Origin of the sequence: Dietzia natronolimnaea, assembly GCF_002289575.1 — a bacterium.
Classification (GTDB): Bacteria; Actinomycetota; Actinomycetes; order Mycobacteriales; family Mycobacteriaceae; genus Dietzia; species Dietzia natronolimnaea_A.
On sequence record NZ_NTGA01000022.1, the window covers coordinates 71,988 to 91,371 of the forward strand.

Annotated in this window: 20 protein-coding genes and 1 pseudogene; 7 read left to right on the plus strand and 14 right to left on the minus strand. The window is 71.5% G+C overall.

The window, feature by feature from the left end:
* Positions 1-46 precede the first annotated feature (46 nt).
* The 3 genes from CEY15_RS12940 to CEY15_RS12950 are packed head-to-tail and all read right to left on the minus strand — an operon-like array spanning position 47 to position 3,598.
* The gene (locus tag CEY15_RS12940; protein WP_017837382.1) at positions 47-736 is read right to left on the minus strand and encodes a response regulator; all 690 of its coding nucleotides are present in this window, start codon (positions 734-736) and stop codon (positions 47-49) included.
* Positions 733-2,145 (minus strand): sensor histidine kinase, encoded by a 1,413-nt coding sequence (locus tag CEY15_RS12945; protein WP_095718798.1) that lies wholly within the window; start codon positions 2,143-2,145, stop codon positions 733-735. Before CEY15_RS12945 ends, CEY15_RS12940 begins: the two co-directional genes overlap by 4 nt.
* Before the next feature lie 19 nt (positions 2,146-2,164).
* Positions 2,165-3,598: a sensor histidine kinase gene (locus CEY15_RS12950; protein ID WP_095718816.1), complete on the minus strand. Its 1,434-nt coding sequence runs from the start codon at positions 3,596-3,598 to the stop codon at positions 2,165-2,167.
* A gap of 213 nt (positions 3,599-3,811) precedes the next feature.
* On the opposite strand from CEY15_RS12950, the gene CEY15_RS12955 reads away from it, so the two are divergent.
* Positions 3,812-4,378 carry an NADPH-dependent FMN reductase gene (locus CEY15_RS12955; protein ID WP_017837385.1) on the plus strand — a complete coding sequence of 189 codons (567 nt, stop codon included), beginning with the start codon at positions 3,812-3,814 and terminating at the stop codon, positions 4,376-4,378.
* A 115-nt stretch (positions 4,379-4,493) separates the two neighbouring features.
* Here the strand turns inward: CEY15_RS12955 and tpx are convergent, their stop codons facing one another.
* A complete protein-coding gene (gene tpx / locus CEY15_RS12960) occupies positions 4,494-4,991 on the minus strand; it encodes a thiol peroxidase (protein ID WP_095718799.1) in 498 nt (165 codons plus the stop codon).
* Between the two features lie 9 nt (positions 4,992-5,000).
* On the minus strand, positions 5,001-5,675 hold the full coding sequence (locus tag CEY15_RS12965) for a DNA-3-methyladenine glycosylase family protein (RefSeq protein ID WP_176475107.1): 675 nt from the start codon (positions 5,673-5,675) through the stop codon (positions 5,001-5,003).
* Positions 5,676-5,797: 122 nt separating this feature from the next.
* On the opposite strand from CEY15_RS12965, the gene CEY15_RS12970 reads away from it, so the two are divergent.
* Positions 5,798-6,436, plus strand: a complete 639-nt coding sequence (locus CEY15_RS12970; RefSeq protein ID WP_095718801.1) for a YdcF family protein — start codon at positions 5,798-5,800, stop codon at positions 6,434-6,436.
* A gap of 79 nt (positions 6,437-6,515) precedes the next feature.
* Complete coding sequence (locus tag CEY15_RS12975; protein ID WP_095718802.1) at positions 6,516-7,529, plus strand: pirin family protein; 1,014 nt, start codon at positions 6,516-6,518, stop codon at positions 7,527-7,529.
* A 21-nt stretch (positions 7,530-7,550) separates the two neighbouring features.
* Here the strand turns inward: CEY15_RS12975 and CEY15_RS19065 are convergent, their stop codons facing one another.
* From CEY15_RS19065 to CEY15_RS12985, 3 genes and pseudogenes are all read right to left on the minus strand, one after another.
* On the minus strand, positions 7,551-8,105 hold the full coding sequence (locus CEY15_RS19065; RefSeq protein ID WP_342744908.1) for an isochorismatase family cysteine hydrolase: 555 nt from the start codon (positions 8,103-8,105) through the stop codon (positions 7,551-7,553).
* A gap of 45 nt (positions 8,106-8,150) precedes the next feature.
* Positions 8,151-8,969: pseudogene (nadE, locus tag CEY15_RS19070) on the minus strand (ammonia-dependent NAD(+) synthetase); the annotation flags it as partial.
* 52 nt (positions 8,970-9,021) lie between these two features.
* Positions 9,022-9,825, minus strand: coding sequence for an alpha/beta fold hydrolase (locus CEY15_RS12985; protein WP_095718804.1), 804 nt, complete (start codon positions 9,823-9,825; stop codon positions 9,022-9,024).
* Positions 9,826-9,870: 45 nt separating this feature from the next.
* Here CEY15_RS12985 and CEY15_RS12990 point away from each other — a divergent pair, with 45 nt between their 5' ends.
* Positions 9,871-11,277 carry a condensation domain-containing protein gene (locus CEY15_RS12990; RefSeq protein ID WP_141244261.1) on the plus strand — a complete coding sequence of 469 codons (1,407 nt, stop codon included), beginning with the start codon at positions 9,871-9,873 and terminating at the stop codon, positions 11,275-11,277.
* A 57-nt stretch (positions 11,278-11,334) separates the two neighbouring features.
* Here the strand turns inward: CEY15_RS12990 and CEY15_RS12995 are convergent, their stop codons facing one another.
* Entirely contained in the window at positions 11,335-11,856 is a 522-nt protein-coding gene (locus CEY15_RS12995) for a DUF2599 domain-containing protein (RefSeq protein ID WP_176475108.1), read from the minus strand.
* A gap of 310 nt (positions 11,857-12,166) precedes the next feature.
* Positions 12,167-12,790 (minus strand): DUF1697 domain-containing protein, encoded by a 624-nt coding sequence (locus tag CEY15_RS13000; protein ID WP_095718806.1) that lies wholly within the window; start codon positions 12,788-12,790, stop codon positions 12,167-12,169.
* 63 nt (positions 12,791-12,853) lie between these two features.
* Here CEY15_RS13000 and CEY15_RS13005 point away from each other — a divergent pair, with 63 nt between their 5' ends.
* Positions 12,854-13,294: an SRPBCC family protein gene (locus CEY15_RS13005; RefSeq protein ID WP_017837396.1), complete on the plus strand. Its 441-nt coding sequence runs from the start codon at positions 12,854-12,856 to the stop codon at positions 13,292-13,294.
* A 43-nt stretch (positions 13,295-13,337) separates the two neighbouring features.
* Here the strand turns inward: CEY15_RS13005 and CEY15_RS13010 are convergent, their stop codons facing one another.
* Both CEY15_RS13010 and CEY15_RS13015 read right to left on the minus strand, forming a co-directional pair.
* Positions 13,338-14,468: an NAD-dependent epimerase/dehydratase family protein gene (locus CEY15_RS13010; protein WP_176475109.1), complete on the minus strand. Its 1,131-nt coding sequence runs from the start codon at positions 14,466-14,468 to the stop codon at positions 13,338-13,340.
* Positions 14,469-14,536: 68 nt separating this feature from the next.
* Positions 14,537-15,604: a YeiH family protein gene (locus tag CEY15_RS13015; RefSeq protein ID WP_176475110.1), complete on the minus strand. Its 1,068-nt coding sequence runs from the start codon at positions 15,602-15,604 to the stop codon at positions 14,537-14,539.
* Positions 15,605-15,705: 101 nt separating this feature from the next.
* On the opposite strand from CEY15_RS13015, the gene CEY15_RS13020 reads away from it, so the two are divergent.
* Entirely contained in the window at positions 15,706-16,605 is a 900-nt protein-coding gene (locus CEY15_RS13020) for a LysR family transcriptional regulator (protein WP_095718808.1), read from the plus strand.
* Here CEY15_RS13020 and aroD read toward each other — a convergent pair.
* Both aroD and CEY15_RS13030 read right to left on the minus strand, forming a co-directional pair.
* Positions 16,596-17,474, minus strand: a complete 879-nt coding sequence (aroD, locus tag CEY15_RS13025; protein WP_095718809.1) for a type I 3-dehydroquinate dehydratase — start codon at positions 17,472-17,474, stop codon at positions 16,596-16,598. The two genes, CEY15_RS13020 and aroD, sit on opposite strands and share 10 nt — an antisense overlap.
* A 37-nt stretch (positions 17,475-17,511) precedes the next feature.
* Positions 17,512-17,982, minus strand: coding sequence for a DUF4262 domain-containing protein (locus tag CEY15_RS13030; RefSeq protein WP_095718810.1), 471 nt, complete (start codon positions 17,980-17,982; stop codon positions 17,512-17,514).
* A gap of 157 nt (positions 17,983-18,139) precedes the next feature.
* Between CEY15_RS13030 and CEY15_RS13035 the strand changes: the two genes are divergently transcribed.
* Positions 18,140-19,291 (plus strand): patatin-like phospholipase family protein, encoded by a 1,152-nt coding sequence (locus CEY15_RS13035; protein WP_095718811.1) that lies wholly within the window; start codon positions 18,140-18,142, stop codon positions 19,289-19,291.
* The last annotated feature ends 93 nt before the right edge of the window (positions 19,292-19,384 follow it).

Here is a 19,384-nt window from a genome sequence, read left to right on the forward strand (position 1 = left end):
GGGGGAGACGGAGGACGCGGGCGGACGGCCGTCGGTTCGTCGCAGCTCACTCGCCGGGCTGGACCAGACCGGCCTCGTAGGCCAGGACGACCGCCTGGACGCGGTCGCGGAGGTGGAGCTTGGACAGGCACGCGGACACGTGGGTCTTGACCGTGGCCTCGCCCACGACTAGCGTGCGAGCGATCTCCGCGTTGGACAACCCCCGGGCGACGAGTCGCAGGACCTCGGTCTCCCGGGCGGTGAGCTCGTCCAGTGCCGCCGGACGGGATCCCTCGGGCGCGGGTGACCCGTCGCCGGGGTCCGGTGCCGTGGGAGCGGTGAGCCGTTCGATGACCCGGCGGGTGACCTCGGGCGCGAGCAGCGCGTGGCCGTGCCCCACCGCGCGGACCCCGTCGACCAGATCCTGTGGGTCGGAGTTCTTGAGAAGGAATCCGCCGGCACCGGCGCGCAGTGCGTCGAACAGGTAGTCGTCCCGGTCGAAGGTGGTGAGGATCAACACCCTGGCAAGGGCTTCACCGGTGATGAGTCGGGTCGCCTCGATGCCGTCGGTGCCCGGCATCTGGACGTCCATCAACACCACGTCGGGCCGCAGTCGCCGGCACATCTCCACCGCCTGCGCACCGTCCGCGGCGTCGCCGATCACCTCGAGGTCGGGTTCCACGCCCAGCATCATCGAGAAGCCGGAACGCATGAGCGGCTGATCGTCCACCACGAGGACCCGCAGGACGGTGCTCATGTCCGGTCGCCCTCCACGTCGGGGTGGTACGGCAGGCGCACCCGTACCCGGTAGCCGCCGGTCACCCGCGGCCCGATCTCGCACTCCCCGCCGTGTGACCGCACCCGTTCGCGCATGCCCAGCAGACCCAGACCGCTCCCGGAGGTGCCGGCCCGGGGGCGCCCGGCGTCGAGGATCTCCACCTCCGCGTACGGGTTCCCGCCCGGCCCCTCACCTGTGCGCAGGACCATGCTCGCGCGGTCGGCCGTGGAGTGTCGGCGGACGTTGGCCAGGGCCTCCTGCGCGGTCCGGTACAGGGACAGTCCGACGACCGGTGGGACCTCCTCGACCGGATGGCCGGTGCCCGTGACCACCGAGACGCTGGTGGTGAAGTCGGCCGAATCGTGGGAGGCCGCGAGGCGGCCGAGGTCAGCGATCCCGTGCCCCGCGGACCGGGAGTGATCCGGGGAGGCGGACGGATCGTCGGGGAAGGCGGCCCCGGAGCCACCGGGGGGCCGGGCGGCCGCGGTCGTGCGGTCGGCCGACCGGAGTGCGCCGAGTAGGGCGCGCATCTCCCCGACCGCCGAGCGGGAGGACTCCTCCACGGTCCGCAGGGCACCCGCGGCCGCGTCGGGGTCGTGGCCCATGACCCGTCGCGCGGCACCGGCCTGGACACCGATGGCCGCCACGTGGTGCGCGATCACGTCGTGCAACTCGCGGGCGATGCGCAGGCGCTCTTCGACCACGGCGCGGTCGCGCAGGGCCTCGGCCTGCTCCTCGATGGTCTCGGCCTGGTCGGCCAGGGCGTGGCGGCGGCGTGCACCCCGCCACGAGGCGATTCCGAGGGCGGCCGCGCCGCCGAAGTAGACGATGTTGATGAGCGCGGTGTAGACGAGATAGGCGGGAACCGGAGGGACGAGGCCCGACAAGCGGTCGGCGTCGTCGAGCGAGTCGAGGATCTGCTGCATCCCCGAACCCAGCGCGAGGTACCAGGTCATCCACACCACCAGAGCGGCGGCGATCGCCACCGCTACCCCCACCAGCGCCCTCCGGTCGCGGGCCCACGCCACCGCGGAATAGACGGCGATGAAGTACAGCACCTGCTGGGAGACCTGCCCCATCACCAGTGGCATCACGCTGCCGATGATCAGCAGGTGCGCGGTCGCGCCCAGGCCGGTGAGGAGGGGCAGGCGGCGACGGAGGGCGAGCAGGGCCGCCGCGCTCGCCATCGCCGTGTACTGGGCCCAGAGCGGGGCGCTCTCCCCGCCGAGCACTCCCATGCTCCGCAGGATCTCCAGACCCAGCGCCGAGCAGGCGAACATCGCCAGGGCGAGGATCGCGTCAGCCCGGAGGTAGTTCTCCGGCAACGGCCGGGTCCACGCGTCCTCGGCGTCGAAGAGGTCGGAGAGGCGTTTCTGGCGGGCCCACACGACAGACGAGCCTATCCGCTCACGGCAGGTCGGGGAGTTCACCGAAAGTCTCGACGGGCAGATCCACGACGAACCGCGCTCCTCCCGCGGGGGAGTCCTCGACCCGCACCGTGCCGCCGTGGGACCGGGTGATCTCGGCGACGATCGCCAGACCCAGACCGGAGCCCCCCGTGCCCCGGGCGCGATCGGCGTCCAGGCGGGCGAAGCGGTCGAACACCGTGGCCCGCTGGTCGGGCGGCACCCCCTCGCCGTCGTCGTCGACGGTGATCACGGCGCGTGGTCCCGCGGGGCCCGTGCGATCCACGGTGAGCCCGATCGTCACGGCCTCATGTGCATGCCGTCGGGCGTTCTCGACCAGGTTGCGCACGACCCTCAGCAGGGCGTCGGGGTCGCCGACCAGACGGGCGGGCTCCACCGTTCCGGTGACCTCGAGCCCACCCAGACCCCGGAGCCGGGCCACCTCGGAGAGGACGATGTCGTCGAGGTCCACGTCCTCGCGGCGCAACGGGACACCGCGCTCGTCGTTCTTGGCCAGCAGGAGCAGGTCCTCGACCATCGACCGCATCCGCTGGACCTCGGGCAGCAGGAGGTCGTCCACGGTCTCCACGTCGACCGGGGTGCCCGAGGTCGAGGACAGTTCCAGCAGGGTCGACAGGGTGGAGAGCGGACTGCGTAGTTCGTGGGAGGCGTCGCCGACAAAGGCCACCTGCGCGGTCCGGGCGGCATCCAGTCGCGCGAGCATCGCGTTCATCGTGCGGGCCAGGCGTGCGATCTCGTCCTCCGCCTCGGGCACTGGGACCCGCTCGCCACGCCCGGAGGCGGAGATCTCGGCGACCCGGGACCGGATCGACTCCACCGGCCGCAACACGCGCCCCATCGCGTAGTACACGAACACCGCCGTGGCGAGCCCGGCCACGGGAACGAAGGACAGGAACAGGATCGCGCCGGCGGCGAGAACGGTGTCGTACCGGTCGGTGTCCGTACCCACCTCCACCGCGAACGTCACGCCACCGAGGTCCACACCGACCGACGTCACCCGCAGGTCCGCTCCGCCTGGCGACTCGATCTGGTATTGGGTGATCTCGCCGGCCGCCGGGGCGGGCACGGGGGGTACGTCCTCCAAGCCGCGGGTGACCTGGGCGGCGAGCAGGCGCTCCCCGGGCCCGACGATCCTCACCAGATCGACGCCTGACAAGGGCTCGGCCACCAGGTCGAGGGCGGCCCGGGGTCCGCGCTCGGAGAGGACCCCCGCCACGTCGACGGCCCGGGCCCGGTCCACGGTGTCGATCGCGTTGTGGGCGGCGGTGCGCAGCAGCAGCCACGCGCCTCCGGCCGCGGCGGCGAGAACGAGGATGACGATAGCCGTGGCGATTACCGTTGTGGCCGTGCGGATGGGCCAGCGACGGGGCGTGGTGAGGACCTCGCCGGTCAGGGGCGCTGCTCGTGGGGGCACGGCTCCATTGTGCGGCCAGCACCGGACCACCGTGCGGTCACCACCGGACCACCGTGCGGCCAGCACCGGACCACCGTGCGATCGTCGGGGTCCGGCAGGGCGGCTGGATCACGCGGTGGCGTCGGTCACTGTCGACGGCTCGCGGTGGATTGGTGTCGTGTCACTCAAGTACGGTCGGGGTGTCCACCACATCGACCGACCAAGGAGAAGACAGTGAAGATCGGCATCATCCTGGGCAGCATCCGCGACGATCGGGCCGGTGCGGCGGTGGCCGACTGGGTCACGGCGGAGGCCGCGTCGCGGGAACTCGCGACCTACGACCTGGTCGACCTCAAGTCCTTCGACGTTCCGCTCCTCACCTCGGCCACCGTGCCGGGTGCCGCGAACAAGCAGTACGACGACGAGCGGGTCACCCGGTGGAGCGAGGCGATCGACTCCTACGACGCCTTCGTCTTTGTGACCCCCGAGTACAACCACGGAGTTCCCGGCGCCCTGAAGAACGCCTATGACTCCCTCGGCGAGGAGTGGGCGGACAAGCCGGTCGCCTTTGTCTCCTACGGCGCCGAGGGCGGCGTACGTGCGGTGGAGCAGTGGCGCCAGATCGTCGCGAACTTTCGGATGTTCGGCGTCCGCCAGCAGATCTCGCTGAGCCTGTTCACCGAGTTCGGCGACGAGGGCCTCCAGCCGAACGATCGGCGCGCGGGGGAGCTGGCCACCCTCTTCGACCAGCTCGAGGACGCCGCCCGCCGGTTCGCCCCGGTTCCCGCGGGCAGCGCCTGACCGTCGCCCCGCCTGACCGTCGCCCCGCCTGGCTCGCCCCACCCGGCTCGCGCCGGGTGAACGACCGCCGGCCCGCCTCCATCTGGAGGCGGGCCGGCGGTCGTGTCGATGCGGGTCAGCCGAGCGCGGCCAGGGCGGAGTCGTAGTCGGGCTCGGTGGTGATCTCGTCGACCAGCTGGGTGTAGACCACCGAGCCGTCGGCGTCGAGCACCACGACCGACCGTGCGCACAGGCCCGCCAGGGGGCCGTCCGTCATCTTGACGCCGTACGCCGAGGCGAAATCGCTGCGGAAGGTGGACGCGGCGGACGCGTTCTCGATCCCCTCGTCGGCGGAGAACCGCTTGAGCGCGAACGGGAGGTCGGCCGAGACGTTGATGACCGCCGTGTTGTCCAGGCCCGTGGCCTTCTCGTTGAAGGTCCGGACCGACTGGGCGCAGACGCCCGTGTCGACGCTCGGGAAGATGTTGAGCACGACGCGCGTGCCCGCCAGCGACTCCGAGGTCACGGGAGCGAGGTCGGTGCCGACCAGGTCGAAGGCCGGAGCGGTGGTGCCGACGGCGGGGAGCTCGCCGGACGTGGTGACGGGGTTTCCCTTGAATGCGGTGGTTGCCATGCGTCCGTTCTACCCGACCGGGGGCGGGGGTGGCGCGGGCACCGCCTGACCTGTCTGGTCGACCGCCCGCCACAGGTACCAGGACGCGACCGAACGGTACGGGGCCCAGGCCTCGGCGCGGCCGAGCATCTGGGTGGCGGTGGCCGGTCCGTCGAGTCCCGTGACCCGTTCGAATCCCCGGCGGATGCCGACATCGGCCACCGGGAACACGTCGGGTCTGTCCAGCAGGAAGATCAGCAGCATCTCCACGGTCCACCGGCCCACTCCGCGGACCGTGGTGAGGGAGGCGACCACCTCGTCGTCGTCGAACCCCTGTAGTTCCGTCAGTGTGGGGATCCGTCCGGTCCCCACCGCGTCGGCCAGGTCGCGGAGCGCGGCGATCTTGGGGCGGGAGACCCCGCACGCGCGGATCTCGTCATCGGAGAGGGTGTCAAGGAGGACGGGATCGAGGTGCCGGGGCCCGGCCGCCCGCTCCCGGAGACGGCCGGCGATCGTCGCCGCGGCCTTGACCGACAGTTGCTGCGACAGGATCGAGGAGGCCAGCCGGTCGAACAGTGCGTGCGGCCCGGAATCGGGGGCGGGCGCGAGGGTGCACGGACCGACGGACTCGATGTGACGCCCGAGTTCGGGGTCCGCCCGGCAGAGATACCGGACGGCGGCCGATCTGTCGTATCCTTCGAGCATGCCGAGCACGTTACCCGGCGGTTTTTCCACCATCCTGCCTCACAGGTAACAGCGGTACCGTGCCCGACGATAACTATCGGGTCACGAATTCTTCATATCGTTATCGGGGGAGGAACGCCATCGTGCGTAGGACACACACCCGTCTCGTCGCGGCCGCGTCCGCGGCGGCACTGACACTCACACTGGGCGCCGGAGTGGGGACCGCGTCCGCCGGTTCCGCGGAGATGCCGTCGGGCACGGCGCTATACAACGGGCTGACCATGGTGGGGTGTCAGCACGTCGACCCCTCGATGCTCCAGATGTGCGGCGGCCTGGACGTGCTCACGAGTGACGATCCGGCGGTGCTCACGATCAATCCGTTCACCACGGACATCGTGATCCTGGGCGCCGGACTGTATCCCGACGGGGGCATCCGGCCGGTGCTCGAGGAGCGCCTGCGGACCGGTTTCCGGCTGGCCCGGCAGTACCCGACCGCCCGCGTCATCGTGACCGGGGGTGTCCCGCAGAACGGTCGCACGGAGGCCCGCGCGATGGGCGACTGGCTCCGCGGTGCGGGCATCGCGCCGTGGCGGATCACCGAGGAGGGCAACTCCAACTCGACGGTTCAGAACGCGCAGTTCACGGACCGGATCTTCCGCGAGCGCGGGACCACCGGTGCGGTCGTGGTCTCCACCGGCGACCACGTCCAGCGCGCCGTGCTCAACTTCCGGCAGGCGGTCGCCGGGCGGATCCCGGTGACCGGGGTCGTCGCCCGGGGCTGAGGCGCGGGCGGGAACAATTCAGCGCCCGCCGAAGTTGTATGACGCGACAGCAAATATCGTCCCGTCACAGGAGAAGCCAGTGTCCGCCATCCGCCAGGTAGTCCCGCTCGGAGCGCAGTGGCCGGGCGTCGACCCGTTCCTGTTCGCCGTCCACCACCGCGACGAGTTCCCCCCGGCCGACGGCAGGACCATGCGTCCCGCGGCCTCGCTCGAGGGACGGTCCATCGGGGGAGACTTCTCCGGCAAGGACGGGTGGTCGATGTACCACGGCTCCGAGGTCCCCGGCTTCCCCCAGCACCCGCACCGTGGCTTCGAGACCGTGACGGTGGTCCTCGACGGCGTGGTGGACCACTCCGATTCGTTGGGCGCCGCCGCGCGATTCGGGCACGGCGACACCCAGTGGCTCACCGCGGGTGCCGGCATCTCGCACTCCGAGATGTTCCCCCTGCTGGATCCCGACGCTCCCAACACCATGGAGCTGTTCCAGATCTGGCTCAACCTGGCCCCCGAGGACAAGTCCGCGGAGCCGTACTTCGACATGTTCTGGTCGGAGGACACCCCCGTCGTCGTCCGTGGCGAGAAGGGATCCGCCGCCCGGTTCCGGGTGATCGCCGGTGAGATCGACGGGGTCAGGGCGCTCGACCCGCCACCGCACTCCTGGGCCGCGCGTCCGGACAGTCACCTCGCCATCTGGATCGTCACCCTCGATGCCGGTGTCAGTACCGAACTCCCGGCGTTCGACCCCTCCGCCACCCGGGTCCTCTACAACTACGGCGGCGACCTCACCGTCGACACGCAGCGACTCGGCTACGACGCGGCCGTGCTCGCCCCCGAGACCGTCACGGTGACCGCGGGTCCGGACGGCGCGGCGTTCCTCGTGCTGCAGGCCCGGCCGATCGGCGCGCCCGTCGTCCAACAGGGCCCGTTCGTCGGCACCACCCGCCAGGACATCGTCACCGCCATGGAGGAGTACCGCGCCGGCGTCTTCGGGGCCTGGCACCTGGAACGGAACGATCCCGTGCACCCGCACGAGGAGACACGCTTCGCGAGGTACCCGGACGGCAGCGAGAGGCGGCCTGTCGGTTCCCGGTAGCTCGGCCGCCCGGCTCGCCGATCACCCGGGCCAGTGGCCGGTGCGCAGCAGCTCCAGGCTCTGCGTCTGATCGAGCAGCGGCTGGCGCATCTGGTCCTGCAGGAATTCCAGGAGCGCCTCCGAGAGCGGGGAGTTGTCGGAGGAGATGGCGCCGCGGGCCACCGCCACGTGGAGGTTCTCGGCAAAGCCGTCGATGGCCGTCTGCGCCACGCAGCTGTGCGTCGAGACCCCGCACACGAGCAGGTGGCTCGCGCCGAGCCGGTCCAGTCGGTCCCTGAGGTCGGTCCGGAAGAACGCGCTGTCCCTGGTCTTGACCACCTCCACGTGGTCCCCGGTGGCGAGCCCGTCGAGGAACCGCGCCTGCTCCGTGCCGGGGAAGGCGAACCCCTGGTCGTCCTCGTGCATGTTGAGGGTCCAGGTGGAACGGTCCTCGGCGTGCTCCGTCCGGACCAGCACCACCGGTCGTCCGGCCTCGTGCGCGGTCCGGATGAGCTCGTTCACCGCGCCGACCAGCTCGTCCCGCACCGAGGCCAGTTCGGGGAACTCGAAATACGAGTTCTGCATGTCGATCACCACGAGCGCGGTCTGCCCCTGGGTCCGATCGCCGGCTCTCGCGTCCTGCCGCCACCAGGTGTCGGCGACCTCGACCGGGGTGGTGCGCTTGTGGCGGTTGGTGTGCCAGGCCGCCTCTATCCTCTGGGCGGCCTCCTCGGGGACCTCGCGCCCCTCGAGGTAGTCGTCGATGTGGTCGTAGGAGATGCCCAGTTCCTCCTCGTCGGTCTGGCCCTCGGCCTCGTCGAGGAGGTCGGCGGTGGGCACCTTGTCCCACAGCTGGCGCGGCGCCTCCAGATGGCGGAGCAGCGCCCGGACCTGGCGTTTGTTCAGGCCCGACAGGGGCAGGAGGTCGGCGGCACCGTCGCCGAACTTGGTGAAGAACCCGGTGACGTTCTCGGCCGCGTGATCGGCACCGATCACCAGCAGGCCCCGGTCCCCTGCCACGGCGTACTGCGCGACCATCCGGTGGCGCGCCTTGGTGTTCCCCTTGGTGAAGTCCGTCAACTCCGTCCCGGTCGCCTGCCGGATCTCGCCGTCGAGCCCGTCCACGCCCGGGGCGACGTTCACCGTGAGGGTCTGGTCGGCGCCCACGAACTCTACGGCCATCGCCGCGTCGTGCTCATCGTGCTGCACGCGGTAGGGAAGTCGCAGGCCCACGAAGACCGCCTCACCGCCGTCGGCGCGGATCGCCTCCACCGCCAGCTGTGCCAGGCGTCCCGCCAGAGACGAGTCCACCCCGCCCGAGATCCCGAGCACGAAGCCCTTGGCCCCGCTCGCGTGCAGGTAGTCGACCAGGAACCGCACCCGGCGTTCCACCTCGTCGGCGGGGTCGATCCGGGGACGGACGCCGAGGGCGTCGATGATCTGCCGTTGTGTCGCGTGCATGGGCCCAGTGTGCTGGCGATGCCCGCGGGCCTGCCACCGGACGGACGGGCGGTCAGTCCCCGGCCCGGTGCACGAAGTCACCCACCACCCGAGGCCACCGCGCCACCTCGGACGGGGTCCGCGCCACCTCCAGGCGGGCGTCGGGGAGCAGGGCCTGTAGTTCCTCGGCCACCGCCAGCGGATGCGAGGCGTCGTCGGTCCAGGCCAGGAGGAGCACCGGGACGTCGACCTCGGCGACCTCGGCTCGCGAGGGGAGATCCGTCATGGCCGCGCCCCGGAACGCCGCGGGCAGATACTCGTCCGCCACGTCCGGGACGGTGAACGGGCGTCCGGGGTCGATCGCGGGAGAGGTGGGCGGCTGCCGGGTCTTCTCGGCCCACCGGGCCCCTCCCCAGCGTTCGACCTGGCGGGCCGCCAGATCGTAGAGGGCTGCCTGCTCGCGCCGCCACTCCCACGCGGTCGGCGGGATCCCGAGGGTGAGCGAGGCGAACCGGTCCGGTTCCGCCACGGCCGCAGTGATCAGGGTCGCCGCGCCCATCGACTGCCCCACCCCGTGCACCCGTCGGCCCGGGAAGAACTCGTCGAGCATCCCCAGGAGGTCGCGGGACAGCTGCGGCCAGGTGTAGTCCGTGGGGTCCACCGACCCCGGTGACCCGCCGTGGCCCCGGGCGTCGTACCGCAACACGCGCAGACCGTCCTCGCCCGCCGTGAGGTCCAGTCCGAACACCTCGTCCCGTCGGCGGCTCGAGGACAGCCCGTGCAACTGCACGACCGGGTGTCCGTCGCCTCTGAGGTCGTGGGCGAGGGCCGTCCCGTTGCCGCCGGCCCGGGCATACGGCCGTCTCGTCGTCGTCACAATCCGCGCCTTTCCCCGTAACACGCCGCTCCTACCGTGCGGACCATGAGGCTCACCACCGTAACGCGGATGTCGCTCCCGTCCGGCGTCGTACACCGGTTTGCGACACACGTCACCCCAGTTCAGGGCCAGGACACGACGCCGTCGTTCGACCAGGCGCGGCACGCCTCGCTCGGCCGTCGCGCCGGGTCGTGGATGGCGGTGGCGTTCGCCCTGCCGTTCCCCGCCGACCGCGAGATGGTGGCGCGGGCGTGGCTCGCGGTGGTTTCCCGGCACGGGACCCTGCAGACGGTTCTCGACGGTGGTGCCGGGGGCGGCGAGGAGTTGCGGCTCCGCCCCGTCACCGTGGGGCCCGTCGGCTGGCGGGTGGAGGAGCCAGGGGACGGTGAGGACCCCCGAGCGGTGCTGCGCAGGGTCTTCGACCAGGCCTGTTGCCCGTTCGCGACGCCGTCGCACGCGCTGTGTCTCGTGGAGCCCGAGGACCCGGACGAGCGCCCGGTGGTGGTGATCGGGCTGGACCACTCGCACGTGGACGCGTGGTCGCTGCTCGTGCTGCTGCGGGATTTCTGCTCCTGCCTGGACGATCTCGCGTGCGGCCTCGAGCCGGGGACCTGTCTGCCCCCGGCGGCCGCGTTCGCCGAGCACACCCGGGAGTTGGCGCAGCGTCCGCCCGCCCCGCCTCGGGTGCACGACAGGTGGGCTCAGATCCTCGCCGGGGGTGACATGCCGGTGTTCCCGCTCGATCTGGGTGACATCTCGGCCCCGCGGCCGGAGGTGGTGGAGGTGCGCGACGTGCTGGACCCGGACGGGGTGGCGGCCCTCGAGGACGTGGCCGCGGCGGGCGGTGTGCGGATGGTCGCGGTGGCGATGGCGGAGATGACGACGGTGTTCCGCAGGCACGGCGGGGTCGGCCTGCGCGCGGTGCTGCCCGTCCACTCGCGTCACCACGAAAAGTGGCACGACTCCGTGGGCTGGTTCATCACCAACTCGGTCATCGAATGCTCGGACCCCGACCCGAAAGCGTGCGCGGCAGCGGTGCGCGATGCCGTCGAGCTGGGGTCCCACGCCCTGGGGCCGGTGCTCGAACCGTACGGCGGGATGCCGCACACACCCGGGATGTTCGCCATCTCCTGGCTGGACCACCGTCGCCTCCCGATCGACGTGGACCTGAGCCTGGCCCCGCAGCACGTGTCCGCGGCCATCCGGACGGACGGGGTGATGGTGTGGTTCGTGGTCAACGGCTCCGGCCTGCACGTCCGGTGCCGCTATCCGGACACCGCCCGCGCCCGCGTCACGGTGGGGGGCTGGTTGGACGAGCTGTGCGCGGGGTTGGTCCGGCGGTCCGTCGACGGCCAGGGACCCCGAGCCCGGCGAGGCGTGGCCGGGCCGCGCGATCCGGACGCAGCCACGCGCCCCACGACCGGACCACACCGGTCCATCGTCCCGGCCTGATCCGGATCCTCCGCGGTTCCCGGGCTGGTAAGTCCCCGGGCCTGGGGGCCGCCACTCTCACACCTCCGGGCCGCCTGGGTTGCAGCCCTCGGCGAGCATCTGTTCGGCCGCCACCACCGGCCGCCAGGGCTCCAGATTCCAGGTCGGCTTGTCCGGTTCGAGGATCCGCGCCCACGTCCAGTGGCAGTCGAACTGCTCCCGCATCCCCGGGGTGTCCCCGTCCGGGGCGATCGTCACCACCTCCTGCCAGGCCGCGTCCGCATCGAGGGGGCCCCACGCCTGCCGTCCGGCCGGGGTGGGAGCGACCTTCAGGGTGACGCCGAAGTCCGAGTCCGCCCACCTGGCCGAGGCGATGAGCGGGGCCGCAGCGGGCTGGGCCCCGGGTTCTGGGGAGGCGGCGGTCGGTGGCGCGCTCGGACGCTGCTCGGCGGACGGCGGCGCCGGCTGCGACGACGAGGTGGTCTCCTCCACCGCGGGGCTCTCCCTCTGTCCCGGCCCGGTTCCGGAGCAGCCGGTCACGGTCGCGATGACGAGCGGTGCCGCGGCGGCGACGAGCGGGCGGGCGGGGCGGGAAGGCATCGATTGCAGTCTGCCAGTTGGTGGATCGTCGACCCTGTGACGAGACTCGCGGGACGCATGGGGTTGCGCGACGGGTGCCCCTGCCGCGATCCTTGGTGCTGGGGAGACCCGGTGACCGCGGAGAGTCCGTACGCCGCCCCCGTGCGAGGAGTGTTACCGATGCCCATGTTCGACTTCAGCGAGATGCAGGCCTTCTGGGACGGGATCTTCCCGGCGGTCTTCGGGCCGCTCGCGGCCTTCGTCGACACGATCGGTGCGTCCGTCGAGGGGCCCTGACCCAGCCCTGACCCAGCCCCGGCTCACCTCTGGCTCACCCCGCAGCGAGGATCCGCGCCAGGGTCTTGAGGTTCCTGGTGGTGAGGTGACGCTTGTTCTCTCGGCCGTCGAGCACCTTGTAGGCGTCGGAGGTCAGCGTCGAGCCGCGAGGGACCCGCCAGTACACGCAGCCCGCGCCCTCGGCGACCGCCTCCGTGCCGGCGGTCCTCCCGGCGCGGGCATGCGCGTCGGCGCCGGCGCCCGCGTCCGTGCCGGTGGCCGCCTCGCCGACGTCCCGGATGGCCGCGCGCATCGCGACCGTCACCCGGGTCGTCACCTCCGGGTCGTCCGAGAACACCACGTAGTCGTGGTGTTGGGGCAGCGTGTCGAAAGGGTAGGAGGACGCCATCGCCGCCACGTCGTCGAGCGCGAGAACCTGCACCACCGACCGGTAGCCGAACCTCTGCGCATAGGAGGCCTCGAGCGCCGCCCGCAGCTCGGTCACCGGCCGCTGGTCTGTGACGATCACGTTGCCGGTCGCCAGCACCGTCCTGACCGAGCTCCCGCCCGCGGCCTCGGTGCACTCGATCAGGTCGCTCATGGCGATGCGGCCGCCCTTGCCGACGTTGATCCCACGCAGCAACACCACCCTGCGCTGCCGCGGGTCGTCCGCCTCCACGGATCGAGAACTAATCCCCCGATCTTCCTCCCGGACCGGCCCCGCGCGGGTAGCTTTCCGGCCATGGCAGTCTCAGTGCAGTCAGTGGTCACGATCGAGGCCGGCGTCCCCGAGATCATGGAGGTCCTGGCCGACGTCGACTCCCTCGTCGACTGGTCGAGTGCTCACCGCGCGGTCGAGGTCAGGGAGGCCGACGACGAGGGGTGGCCGATCGTCGTGTGGGAGCGGGTGTCCCAGTACGGCGTCACCGACGAGATGGTGGTGCGCTACGAGTGGTACGACGGCGAGGTGAGCTGGTCGCTCGTCGAGAGCGGTTCCCAGAAGGTCCAGAACGCCCGGTACGAACTCACGGACAACGGGGACGGCACCACCAAGGTCGTCTTTGACCTCGAGGTGGACCTCAAGATCAAGCTCCCGGGGCCGGTGGTCAAGAAGGCCCAGAAGCACATCGCGGACGTGGCCACCACGGGCCTGCGGAACGAGGTTCTCCGGCGACACGGCTGATGGCCGACCTCTCGTCCGTTCTGCCCGGCCGGACGGATGTCGATCAGGGGAACCGGCGGGAGGAGATCAGTCCCTCGGTCAGGTCCCGGCGCACCAGGTCGGGCACGGACCTGCGGCGTAGTGGTGCGCTCCCGGTGTGGGCGAGGTGCGCGATCCCGTCGAGCAGGTCGGCCATGGCCTCTCTCGGCGCCCAGGACGGTGTCCATCCGAGTTCGTCACGTGCGCGGCCGCAGTCCAGGAGGGGCACGCTGTACGCCAGGTCGAGCCACCCGCGGTCCACCGGCTGCAGTCGGGCCCGCCACGTCAGCCCGACGATCGCCCCGAGGAGTGGCAGTGGGACGTGGACCGACCACGCGCCGAGCACCTCGGCGAGATCGTTCCTGGTGAACGGTGGATCAGTCGCGAGATTGAACGGACCGGTGGCGCCCTGGTCGATCACTCTCACGAGGGCGTCGGCGACGTCTTCTGCATGGATGAGGGGCAGGCACAGGTCCCGGTCGAGCGGTAGTAGCGGCAGCCGTGGCATGAGGTGTGCCGGCAGATAGGCGGGAAGTCCGTAGCGCGTCAGTCCGCTCGCCGCCGCCCGCTGGACGACGAAACCAGGCCGCACCCGGGCCACGGGCACGGCATCGGCGCCATGGTGTCTCTCGTGCTCGTCGATGAGCTTTTCGGCCGCGGCCTTGTGTCGGCTGTAGGCCGAGCTCGGCACCCCGGTCCTCGCCCAGTCCTCGTCCACGTGTTCGCCGTGGCGGCCCGGCGCGTACGTCCCCACGGAGGAGATGTGGACCAGGTGGCCCACCCCGGCCGACTGCGCGGCCTCGAGGACCGCAGCGGTTCCGCCGACCCCGACCCTCTCGAGATAGTCGACCTCGCGGGTGGGCTGGAAACCCCAGGCCAGGTTGACCACGGTGTCCGCGTCGGTGAAATGGCGACCGAGTTCGCCGACGGCGTCCTGATCGGAGACGTCCAGCGCGTGCCAGTCGACGCCCCGGTACTCGCCGACGGGATCCGGCGGCCGCCGCACCAGCCCGACGAGCTCGTCGCCGGAGCGCGTCTCGCGGAGCCGACCGAGCAGCGCGGTGCCGACGTTCCCGCTCGCGCCGATGATGACGATCCGCACTCCGGCCTCCTCGCGCGGGAACTGCAGGGGCGTCGACGCTACCCGCCCTGTCATGACCGTCAACCGCTGACCGTCGGGGCCAGCACCCGCCGATTGTCAGTGTGGTCAGACCGTCGGTGTGGTCAGACCGTCGGCGAGATGAGCAGGACGCCGGCCAGTGCGAGGCCCGCGACCCATACCGTCGAGGCGGCGGCCAGGATGACCGGACGTGCGCCGACCCTGCGCATCGCGGCGAGCCGTACACCGGTCCCGAGCGCGAACATGGCGCACGTGAGCAGAATCGTCTGCGCCGCGGACGCGACGTCGAGGGCCGTGGCAGGGACCAGCCCGGACGAGCGCAGGCAGACCAGAACCAGGAACGCGACGATGAACGCGGGGACCAGCGCAGGCCGCGTGCCCGGGCCGTCGGTGCCGGTCACCCGGCGCCGGTGGAGGCTGATGACGGTGACGACGGGGGCCAGCAGCAGAACGCGGGCGAGCTTCACGACTGTGGCCACCGCCAGAGCGGAGCCGCCGATCGCGCCGCCGGCCGCGATCACCTGGGCGACCTCATGGATCGATCCGCCCGCCCACATGCCCGCTGCGGTGTCCGACAATCCCAGCATCGTCGACAGGACCGGCACCGCGACGATCATCAGGGTGCCGAAGACGACGACGAGGGTCACCGCTGTGAGTACCTCCTCTTCGTCCGCGTCGGAGACGCTGTCCACGGCGGCCACCGCCGCGGCACCGCAGATCGAGAACCCGCAGGCGATGAGAAGGCGCTGCGTCCATCCGAGACCGAGGGCGCCACCCAGCGCCAGGGTGCCGACGATTCCCATGACCACGATGACGACGACGAGCACGATGACCTGCCACCCCAGGGCGGTGATGTCGCCCAGCACGAGCTGGAGGCCGAGCAGGGCGATCCCGATCCGCAACAGGGTCCGCGACGAGAAGGCCAGGCCCGCGGCGGCACGAGTCGGAATCCGCCCGGTATTGCCGAGGGCGGCCCCGAGCACGATCGCCACGAGCATCGGGTTGAGCGCGGGCACCAGGTGGCTGACCGCCAGCGCCACGGCGGTGCCCGCGAGCGTCAGCGCCGCGCCCGGCGCCACCGCGCGCGCCGAGTGGGACGGCACCGTGTCCGTCGCCGACGACCGCCCCGGGGGTGCGTGGCGGCGCGGCCGCCTGGCCAGGGGGGCGTTCATAGCTCCAGAGTGGCTGCCCGGCACCTCCTCCGGAAGTCGGCAATACGGCATTGATCCATATCAGACGCACATGGCTAGAGCTGCTCCCATATGCTCATCGCATGACCAGAAGGTGGCCCGACCTGCTCGTGCTCGAGCTCCTGGTCGGCGTCGACGAGCAGGGCAGCCTGAGTGCGGCGGCCCGGAAGGTCGGGATGGCGCAGCCCAACGCGAGCAGGGCGGTCAAGGAGCTCGAGCGGAAGTTCGGCATGCCGTTGCTGCGGCGGCACCCGCGGGGCGCCACGCTGACCCCACACGGGACGGTGCTGGCCCACTGGGCGCGACGGGTCCTCACCGAGACGAGCAGCTTGCTGGAGGTGGCGCAGAGCCTGCAGTCCGAGCGGTCCGCCACCCTGACCGTGGGCGCGAGCATGACCGTGGCAGAACACCTGATGCCCCGCTGGCTGGGGGCGCTGAGCGGTGCGCGACCAGAGGTGAACATCCACCTGCAGGTCCACAACTCGGTGAAGGTCGCCGAGCTGGTGCTGGACGGCGCCTGTGATGTGGGGTTCATCGAATCCCCGACGGTGCCCCCCGGTCTGCACTCCGGCACCGTCGCCCGTGATCGGCTGGTCGTGGTGGTCCCGCCGTCCCATTCGTGGGCGCGGCGCCGGACCCCGGTGACCATCGCCGAGCTCGCGGCCACCCGGTTGGTGGTGCGGGAACCGGGGTCGGGAACGCGTACAACCCTGGACCGGGCCCTGCAGGAGTACGAGCGCCCCGCGCCTCTGCTCGAACTCGCCAGTGCCGCCGCCATTCGCACCAGCGTCCTGGACGGGGTGGGACCGGCAGGGATGAGCACGCTCGCGGTAGCGGATCAGGTTGCCTCCGGCGCCCTGAAGGTCATCGAGATCGAGGGCCTGGATCTGCATCGTGAGTTGCGTGCGGTGTGGCGGCCGCCGCGCCAACTGTCCGGCCTGGCGGGTGATCTGGTGAACCTCGCGCGGCGGAGTCAGCTGTAGACCGGCTCACCCCCGGGTGCGGACCCGCTGCTGAGCAGGTCCAGAGCGCGGCGGACCCCATCGGCGGGGAGCTGGCCGGGAGCGGAGGCCGCGCCCACCGTGGCGAAGGTGGCCGACGAGCCGAACGGTCCGCCGCCGAGCCGAGTGACCGCCCCGAGGGCGCCCATCGACATGGTGATCAGGGGGATGCGGGCGACCCGGTGGCGCTCCTCGGTGGCGGACAGCAGAGCCACCACGTCGGCGGCGGACCGTGGCGTCACGGCGATCTTGGCCACGTCCGCCCCCGCGTCCTCCATAGCGGCGAGCCGTGCCACGATCTCCTCGGCCGGCGGGGTCGCTGCGAAGTCGTGGGTGGACGCCACCACCGGGACCCGGTGGCGGTGGGCCGCGGCGATGGCCTGCGCGGCGAGCGGATGCAGGTGTTCCACGTCCACGGCGGCCGCGGCGCCGGTGGCGGACAGCGCCTCGACCACCGCGAGGTAGGACGCCGGGGAGATCTCCGCGCCCCCGCCCTCGCTGCGGGTGCGGAAGGTGGCCAGGATGGGCACCTCCGGCAGCAGCGTCGAGAGCCGCTCAAGGGCCTTCACCGCCCGGGCCGGGTCGCCTCCGGCCCCGGCGGTGAAGGGTTCGAAGAGGTCGACCCGCCACTCGACGACATCCACCAGCCGGTCAGTTGACCGGCCCGCCGACGAGCCCGCGTCGGGTGAGGCCCCGTTCAAAGGCGCCCCCACCTCGGGTGTGCACCGGTACTCGGCGTCGGCGGTGAGCAGCGCGTCGGTCTGAGACTCGAGCTCCGGGAGATCCCGTCCCGTGAGCGGGACGATGATCGACGGCGAACGTGAGTCCAGAAGGAGCCGATGGCGGGGCATGGATAAACCCTACGACGACCCCGCCGTGCTGGTGACCTCAGCAGCACCCCTCGCATGGACAGAGCCGACGAGCAGGCACCAGTTCCAGGGCGCTGAGGCCGCCGGAGCCGGCGGTGCGGTAGTAGCGGCCCGCCCACCGCAGTGTCCTGGAGGGGCGCCGAACCGGAGTGAGGTCCCACGTAGGCCCGTCGGGGCCCTCACACAGGAGGTGGCCGGCGTCGAGGGCCCCGCCGTCCAGGACGGACCCGCCCCACCGGGTGAGCAGCACCGCAGTCTCACGGGCGCCCAGGCCGCGGACCAGGAGCTCGGGGTGTCCGCGACCGGTGAGGCCGACCGTGTATCCGAATCGTTGGTCCGGCGGGAGGGGGGCGGAGTCGCAGTCCGCGCAGGTGCAGCCCTCGCCCACGTGGACCAGGTGGATGCCGTATCGGTCGATGTTGGCGGCGACGACGGCCATGTCGGGGTCGACGGAGGCCATGGGGCGGGAGGGGATGACGGTGTGAGACACGGGAACTCCTGGTTGTCTGGTGTGTGATCGTCCGCATCGAACAGGTGCTCGATACGGGGGTGACGATAGATCGCCGCTACGACACGCACGCCGAGGTGCCGTGATGATGCGTGCGGCCCCGGTGCACACTTGAATGAGGACGACGAAGGGGGACCGCATGAGGGTCGCGTTGGCACTGGGTTCCGGCGGGGCACGCGGATATGCACACATCGGGGCCATCCGCGAGCTCCAGGCGCGCGGACACGAGGTGGTCGGGGTGTCCGGGGCCTCGATGGGTGCGGTGGTGGGTTCGTTGCTCGCGGCCGGTGAGCTGGACCGTTTCGAGGAATGGGTGAGAGGCCTGGCACAGCGGGACGTCCTGCGGTTGCTGGATGTGTCCTTCGCCGGCGGGGGAGCAATCCGCGCCAACAAGATCATGGGCGTGATCGGCGAGATGCTCGACGACGTGCGGATCGAGGACCTCGCGATCCCCTACACCGCTGTGGCCACCGACCTGCGGGCGAGGCGGGAGGTCTGGTTCACCCGGGGACCGGCGGACATCGCCGTGCGTGCGTCGTTCGCCATCCCGAGCATCGTCACCCCGGCGATCGTGGGCGGGCGCCTGATGATCGACGGCGGCGTGACCAACCCGGTCCCGCTCGAGCCTCTGGCCTCGGTGGACAGCGATCTGGTGCTGGCGGTGTCGCTGACCGGTCGCCGGGAGGGTATCCGCGGTTCCACGTTCCAGGAGAGTTCGGATCCCGAGGAACCGTCGGCCGTGGCGGATCCGAAGATCTCGAAGAAGGGTGGCTCCGTCACGGCGACCACCGCCAGGCTCTCGGGTCGGATCCGGACGGCGGCGGCGGACGTCCGGGACGCCGACCTGGTCCGTCTTGTGGCCGCCCGCTTCGGTCAGGACACGTCCGGGGCGGACGCAGCCGGCGTGGAGGCGGCCGGGATCGACACGACCGGTCCAGGGGCCGGCACCGACTCCGCCGAGCGATCCCTCCCGGGGGGATCGGCGACACCGTCCCCCGAGGTCGAGGAGGCGGTCGAAGAGGGAGAACGCGAGGTCCGGGCCGACGCCCAGAGCGACGAGCGGGGTCTCGAGTCACTCCCGGGCACACTCCGGATCTTCGACGTGGTCTCCCAGTCGATCGAGGCCATGCAGAGCATCCTCACCGGCTACCGGATGGCGGGCAACCGTCCCGACGTCCTCGTGGAGGTGCCGTCGGACTCGTGTTCCGCATTCGACTTCCATCGGGCGGAGGAGATGATCGAACTCGGCCGTCGGCTCACCGTGGAGGCGCTTGACCGGGAGGGGTTGTGAGGGCCCGCCGTGCGAGCCCCCCTCACCGCCCGAGCGCCCCGATCCGGCCGAACCGACCTAGCTGTATTGACCACGCAGGTTGTGTCACCCGTC

Bases quoted from the DNA above. Each gene is read 5' to 3' on its own strand.
- CEY15_RS13035 (WP_095718811.1), top strand. From the start codon at position 18,140: ATGAGGGTCGCGTTGGCACTGGGTTCCGGCGGGGCACGCGGATATGCA.
- tpx (WP_095718799.1), bottom strand. From the start codon at position 4,991: ATGGCAACCACCGCATTCAAGGGAAACCCCGTCACCACGTCCGGCGAG.
- CEY15_RS12990 (WP_141244261.1), top strand. From the start codon at position 9,871: ATGAGGCTCACCACCGTAACGCGGATGTCGCTCCCGTCCGGCGTCGTA.
- CEY15_RS13010 (WP_176475109.1), bottom strand. From the start codon at position 14,468: ATGACAGGGCGGGTAGCGTCGACGCCCCTGCAGTTCCCGCGCGAGGAG.
- CEY15_RS13020 (WP_095718808.1), top strand. From the start codon at position 15,706: ATGACCAGAAGGTGGCCCGACCTGCTCGTGCTCGAGCTCCTGGTCGGC.
- aroD (WP_095718809.1), bottom strand. From the start codon at position 17,474: ATGCCCCGCCATCGGCTCCTTCTGGACTCACGTTCGCCGTCGATCATC.
- CEY15_RS12995 (WP_176475108.1), bottom strand. From the start codon at position 11,856: ATGCCTTCCCGCCCCGCCCGCCCGCTCGTCGCCGCCGCGGCACCGCTC.
- CEY15_RS12965 (WP_176475107.1), bottom strand. From the start codon at position 5,675: ATGCTCGAAGGATACGACAGATCGGCCGCCGTCCGGTATCTCTGCCGG.
- CEY15_RS12940 (WP_017837382.1), bottom strand. From the start codon at position 736: ATGAGCACCGTCCTGCGGGTCCTCGTGGTGGACGATCAGCCGCTCATG.
- CEY15_RS13015 (WP_176475110.1), bottom strand. From the start codon at position 15,604: ATGAACGCCCCCCTGGCCAGGCGGCCGCGCCGCCACGCACCCCCGGGG.
- CEY15_RS13005 (WP_017837396.1), top strand. From the start codon at position 12,854: ATGGCAGTCTCAGTGCAGTCAGTGGTCACGATCGAGGCCGGCGTCCCC.